Origin of the sequence: Mesorhizobium sp. M7D.F.Ca.US.004.03.1.1 (genome assembly GCF_003998635.1) — a bacterium.
Taxonomy (GTDB): domain Bacteria; phylum Pseudomonadota; class Alphaproteobacteria; order Rhizobiales; family Rhizobiaceae; genus Mesorhizobium; species Mesorhizobium loti.
Window position 1 is genome coordinate 1 of the sequence record NZ_RZQG01000310.1, and the last position, 6,325, is coordinate 6,325.

Here is a 6,325-nt window from a genome sequence, read left to right on the forward strand (position 1 = left end):
GTGGTCAGCCGGTCGGCGCGGTGTTCCTGGTTCACCAGGACGACGAGGTGGCCAAGCTGAGGATGCTGCATGTCGAGGCGGCGGCGCGAGGCCTCGGCATCGGCAAACGCCTGGTTGCGGAATGCGTGACCCAGGCTCGCGCTTGCGGCTACACTAGGCTGGTGCTGTGGACCAACGACATTCTCGTCGCGGCGCGCGCGATCTATGAGCGCGCCGGCTTCAAGCTGGTCTCGGAGGAGCGACACCACAGTTTCGGCAAGGAGTTGACCGGCCAGACCTGGGAGATGGATTTGTAGGCAGCTTTTGCTGCTGGTTTGCGCGCCAGCGGTATCCTAATTCCCCCGCGCTGCCGCCAAAGCCCCGGGAAGTTCCTCGGCAAAAATATCGAGCTCGTGATCGAGGCCAACGCTGACGCGGATGCAGCGGTCGAGCACCGGGACCATCGGCTTGCGGATGAACACGTCGCGTGACAGCAGGCCTTGCAGCACCTTCAGCGCGAAAGCGCCGTCGCCGCCGCAATCGATGGTGACGAAATTGGTTGCCGACTCCAGTGGCTTCAGCCCGCTCGCCTCGGCTATCCCGGCGATCTGCGCCATGCGGCTGACGCCGTAATGGTTGCGGATCTTCTCGAAGTCGCGGATCACCTGGGCCTCGGCCACCGCATAGCCGCAGCGTATGCCGGCCAACCCATAGGCCTTCGAGAAGGTGCGCATGCGGATGACGTTTGGCCGCGAGATATCGATCGGCGGCAGCGCCGAGGCCGGTCCGAGTTCGCCATAGGCCTCGTCGAGCACCAGCATGGTGGTTTCCGGCAACGCCTCGATGAAGCGGATGAGTTCGTTCGCCTCCCACCAACTGCCCATCGGATTGTCCGGGTTGGACAGATAAACCAGCGGCGCCTTGTCCTTGCGCACCGCCGCCAACAGGCCGTCAAGGCTTTCCCTATCGTTCTCGTAAGGGACCGTCACCAGCCGCCCGCCGACACCGGCAATGTGGAAGTTGAAGGTCGGATAGGCGCCGAGCGACGTGACCACGGCATCGCCAGGCGCCACATACATGCGTGCCACCAGGCTGAGCAGGCCGTCGATGCCTTCGCCGACAACAACGTTCTCGGCTTTCACGCCGTGATGCGCGGCAACCGCCACCTTCAGATCGTGATTGTCGGGATCGCAATACATCCACATGTCGCCGGCGATCTCGGCCATGCGCTCGATGACGCGCGGCGAAGGCCCAAAACTGCTCTCATTGGCGCCGATACGGGCGCGAAAAGCGTGGCCCCGCTCGCGCTCCTGCGCTTCGGGGCCGACGAAGGGTACAGTCGACGGAAGCGCGTCGACGAGCGGCGTGAGGGGAGGGCGCTGGCACATGGCAAAAAGCTCGGTTGAAAAGGGCCTTCTTGCTAGCGCGCCCGTCTGGCTGGTGCAAGTTGCCGCGAGACAGATCCGTGACGCTGGATTCCTGCGGCTCTTTTTGCTAGCCAGACGTGATGAGCAATCGATTGCCACCAGCCTGGTCCAAGCACCTCAAGGGTCCTGCTGGCCCCAAAATCTCTCAGCAGAAAATCATGCAGCCGACAGCCGTACCGTTGTCGCGCGCACAAGCAGACGAAGCGTTGCTGAGACAGGCGCTCCAACTCCAGGAGGCGAAGCGGCTTGTGGACGCGGAGGAATTGTGTCTTCGCGTGCTGGCCCGCACGCCCAATCACACGTTGGCCCTGTATATACTCGGCACACTGGGGCTCGGTGTCGATGACGAGCTGGCCATCAAGTATTTTGCACGAGCCGCCGCTCAGGAGCCCAACAATCCCTACTATCAGCTCAGTCTGGGCGAAGCATGCTTGAAGGCTGGCGATTATCCGCCAGCGATCAGGCATCTACAACGCGCCTGCGAATTGAAGCCCGACCTGATGGAGGCTCTTTGCGGGCTGGGCAAGGCCTACTCCAAGTTTGACAAGGCGGATTTGGCATTGCTGGTCTATGAAAAGGCGCTGAAATTAGACCCGGACGACCCGGCTGTCCGAACGGACCTGGCGAATGCTCTCGTTGCGCTTGGACGAATGGACGAAGCCGCAGCCCGTTTGAAGTCAAACATCGCCCAGCGTGTAAACGTGCCTGCGTCCTACAACACCCTCGTAGGAATCCGAAAATTTGCTACCGAGCCGGCTGAACTCCAATCCATTCTGGACGAACTTGGCAGCACCCCCGTTCTCGCCAATGAGCTGTATCTGCTGCACTTGGCGGCGGGCAAGATCTTGAACGACCTTGAACGCTATGATGAGGCGATGGACCATTTCCTTAAGGCTGCAACGGCCAAGGGCTACAGTTTCGACATCGATTCCTACCGCAGGCAGGTCGATTCCCTGATCGGCCTGTTCACCCCGGAATTTCTGGCCGCGAGGGCTGACTATGGCGATCCGTCCGAAGCGCCAGTTTTCGTCCTCGGGATGCCACGTTCGGGCACGACGTTGACCGAGCAAATCTGCTCCAGTCATCCCGACGTTCATGGCGCCGGCGAGCTTACCAAGCTGGGGCGAATGGCGGTCGTCAACGGTCTCAAGGCGCAGCAGGAACGGATATTCGGGCAGCCGGTCAGGTCGATGACGAGCCAGCAATCGAAGGTTCTGGCAGGAGAATATCTTTCCAACCTGCGTCTCTATGCGCCCACGGCATCACAAATCATCGACAAGATGCCTCATAATTTCGAGCTTATCGGCTTTATCGCCCTTCTCTTTCCGCACGCCCGGATTATTCACTGCACGCGCGATCCAATCGACAATTGTTTCTCGTGTTTCCTCGCGAATCTTAACAGGGGGCATCAGTACAGCTCGGATCTTACCGTGCTGGGGTTGTATTATCGTGAATATGATCGCCTCATACGCCATTGGAAGGCACTCCTGCCGGGGCGGATTTTTGAGAATCGCTATGAAGACCTTGTTTCCGACCAGGAAGGGCAATCGCGCCGGTTGATCGAGCATCTTGGTCTGGCCTGGGATGATGCTTGCCTTCGCTTCTTCGACAAGGCTGGATCCGTCAGGACGCTCAGCCGCTGGCAAGTCCGCCAACCCATCTACAGGTCGTCGGTCAAGCGCTGGAAAAATTATGAAGGCAGGCTCCGGCCACTGATAGAGACCCTCGGCGATCTGGTCGAACTCTGATTAACCTGCACCGTATTCAAGCTGTTTTCGTTGGCGCCAGTACGGGCGAAAAGCGCGGCCGCTCTCGCGCTTCTGTGCTTTGGGGCGACAAACGGCACTGCCCGGGGGTGCCAGGACGAGCCGCGTTAGCTCGCTTTGAAAACTGCCTTCTAGAACGCCCGCTTGGCCAATGCACGTTGCCGCGAGGCAGGTTAGAAACGCTGGATTCCTGTGGCTCTTTTTGCTAGCCAGACACTATGAGCAATCGATTGCCACCAGCCTGGTCCAAGCATCTTAAGGGCCCTGCTGGCCCCCAAATCTCTCAGCAGAAAATCGTGCAGCCGACCGCGAAACCATTGCCGCGCGCGCAGGCAGATGACGCATTGCTGAGACAGGCGCTCGAACTTCAGCGGGCCAAACGGCTGCATGAGGCAGAGGAACTATGTCAGCGTGTCTTGGCCCGGGCCCCAAGGCACCCTCTTGCCTTGTATATAATGGGTGTCTTCGCGCGCGATTTGGATGACGAGAGGGCCATCCACTATTTCGCGCGGGCCGTGAAGGAAGCCCCGGGAAATCCACACTATCACCTGACTCTGGGTGAAACCTATTTGAAAGTCGGCGAACATTCAGATGCGATCCGACATTTTGAGGTTGCTAGCCAACTGAAAGTCGACTGGGTAGAGGCGCTTTGCGCACTTGGCCGCGCCTACACCGAATTCGGTAGGGCCGATCTTGCGGTGCCGCTCTATGAACGGGCGCTCACAATCAATGGCCGCCATCCTCTCGTCCGAACGGGGTTGGCCAATGCGCTTGTAAGCCTCGGCCGTATGGATGAGGCGACCACCTATATGAGAGAGGCGATCAGCCATCGCCTGGGTGTCGCAGCCGCCTACGACGGTCTGGTCAGCATCCGAAAATTCTCTGAAGAGCCGGCGGAACTGCAATCCATTCTGGCTGAGCTGAAAAATCCGAAACTCGACAGGAAAAGCATTCAGCAATTCCACCATGCTGCCGGGAAGATACTGAATGATCTTCGGCGCTATGACGAGGCGATGGATCACTTCCGGCAGGCAAAGGAACTTTCACCCCGCCGCTTCGATATAGAGTCCTATCGCCGCAGCGTCGATTTCATGATCGAGTTGTTCAGCCCGCGGATGGCGGCGGCCAAGGCAGGGCACGGGAGCACGTCGGACGTGCCTGTATTCGTGCTTGGCATGCCACGTTCAGGCACCACTTTGACCGAGCAAATCTGTGCGAGCCATCCAGACGTACACGGGGCCGGCGAACTGACAAAGCTCCGGCGGATCACAAACAGGCTTGCGCCTAAAACGCGCTCGCCAGAGGAATTGCGAAAGTCGATCGTGGACATGACGGTTGAGCAGTCCAAGTCCCTGGCCGAAGAATATCTCAGCCACATCAGGCAACGATCACCCGACGCACGGCGAATCGTCGACAAGCTACCGCACAATTTTGAGCTTATCGGACTTGTAAGAGTCCTGTTTCCCAAGGCACGCATCATTCACTGCCGTCGCGATGCCGCCGACAATTGCATCTCGTGCTATTTCCTGAGTTTCAACGAGGATAATATCTACAACGCCGATCTGAATACACTCGGACTGTATTATCGTGAGTACGACCGGCTTATGCGTCACTGGGACGTGGTTTTTCCGGGGCAAATCCTGCAGAACCGCTATGAGGACATGGTCTCCGATCAGGAAGGGCAATCGCGCCGCTTGATAGACCATTTGGGTCTGCCTTGGGACGATGCCTGCTTGCGATTCTTTGACAAGGGCGGTGCGGTGAACACGTTCAGTCGCTGGCAGGTTAGGCAACCGATCTACACCTCGTCCGTCAATCGCTGGAAGAGCTATGGCAGCGCCATCAAACCGCTGATCGATGCCTTGGGTGATTTGGCCGGGAATTGATCCAGGCACGCTTGCGCTGGAAGCCGTCAAGTTTGCGTTTGGTGCCTGGCCGCTTCGAATTCCTGACTCCAACGGGGCAACGGCTCGTTGCGGCAAGGGCAATGCGGCTGTTCATTCCAGCCTCAAGATCTTAGCATAACGTCAGAAGCGACACATTTCCTCGTCAACTGAATAGAAAAAACCCGGCGGTTGCCCGCCGGGTTTCGATTTCGACGAGTCGAACTCTATTAGAACGAGCGCTGGAAGCGGAGGATGCCGCCGAGGCTGCTCTTCTTCGGTGCGGGATTGATGGGGAAAGAGTCCAAGACGTTATCGGCGTGGTTGTAGTCCACTTCGGCCGTGACCGTGAAACCTGGAACGACGTCATAAGCAACGTTCGCCGCGACACCGAGGTTCTTAAAGTCGTCATACGAAACCTGCGCGTTGAACGAGGTCTTCTCGTTGAACTTGTAGGTACCGCCGCCCCAGACTGCCCAGTTGCCGCCCCAAGGCTTGTAGAAGCCGCGATCGTTGCTGGTGAAGTCGGTGAGGTTGTCGTCCGAGCCATAGCCGCCCATGATGAACAGTGACAGCTCGTTGGAAACGTTGACGTCCAAGCGAACCTTGCCGGAGACTTCTTCGTAGTTGCTGTCATAGGCGACGACGCCGGTGATCGCGCCCCAGCCCTGCGTCCACTTCAAGCCGCCGACGATATGCGGGACATAGCTGTCGATCGTGTCCGTGCCCGAGCCTTCTTCCAACGAAGCCACGGCCGAGAAGCCGTTGCCGGCGTCGAAATAGTACTGGACGACGTTGGTGTCGAAGCCACCATAGGGAACGAGCGTATCGTTGATGACGTTGCCGGCGTAGCCGATGAACGTATCGAAGGCCGATTCGTCCTTACCGACGCGCAGGCCCCCAAGCTGGATCCAGGCGAAATTCACCGAAGAATGGCCGCCGGCCAAAGGCGAATTCGGGTCGCCAGCGTCGCCATAGCCGTTGCCGAAGTTGAAGCGGAGCTCGGTGTAGGTCTTCAAGGTGCCGAGCTCGGTTTCCTGGCCGGTCCAGGTCTTCAACGCGAAACGGGCATTCTTGGTATAGGTCGAATGGTCGCCATCGCCCATGTGGTCCGCAACGTGGTTGGCGCCGTCGAACGAGTTGGCATCGCCCACGCCGATGTCATAACGGACATAGCCGCCGATGCGCAGGCAGGTTTCGGTGCCGGGGATGTAGAAGTAGCCAGCGCCGTAGACGTCGCAGATCTTGACGTATTCAGCGGGTTCCGGCT

Annotated in this window: 5 protein-coding genes; 3 read left to right on the forward strand and 2 right to left on the reverse strand. The window is 58.9% G+C overall.

Annotation, left to right across the window (positions count from 1 at the left end; genetic code table 11):
• On the forward strand, nucleotides 1-296 hold a 296-nt coding region (locus EN935_RS18085; RefSeq protein ID WP_164771189.1), incomplete at its 5' end, for a GNAT family N-acetyltransferase.
• A gap of 36 nt (nucleotides 297-332) precedes the next feature.
• Here EN935_RS18085 and EN935_RS18090 read toward each other — a convergent pair.
• Nucleotides 333-1,367, reverse strand: a complete 1,035-nt coding sequence (locus EN935_RS18090) for a pyridoxal phosphate-dependent aminotransferase (protein WP_127373491.1) — start codon at nucleotides 1,365-1,367, stop codon at nucleotides 333-335.
• Nucleotides 1,368-1,486: 119 nt separating this feature from the next.
• On the opposite strand from EN935_RS18090, the gene EN935_RS18095 reads away from it, so the two are divergent.
• Together EN935_RS18095 and EN935_RS18100 are read left to right on the forward strand one after the other, a co-directional pair.
• Nucleotides 1,487-3,154 carry a sulfotransferase gene (locus EN935_RS18095; protein ID WP_127265556.1) on the forward strand — a complete coding sequence of 556 codons (1,668 nt, stop codon included), beginning with the start codon at nucleotides 1,487-1,489 and terminating at the stop codon, nucleotides 3,152-3,154.
• Between the two features lie 236 nt (nucleotides 3,155-3,390).
• Nucleotides 3,391-5,058 (forward strand): sulfotransferase, encoded by a 1,668-nt coding sequence (locus EN935_RS18100; RefSeq protein ID WP_127265557.1) that lies wholly within the window; start codon nucleotides 3,391-3,393, stop codon nucleotides 5,056-5,058.
• Between the two features lie 227 nt (nucleotides 5,059-5,285).
• Here the strand turns inward: EN935_RS18100 and EN935_RS18105 are convergent.
• A partial coding sequence (locus tag EN935_RS18105; RefSeq protein ID WP_164757893.1) for a porin occupies nucleotides 5,286-6,325 on the reverse strand: 1,040 nt, incomplete at its 5' end.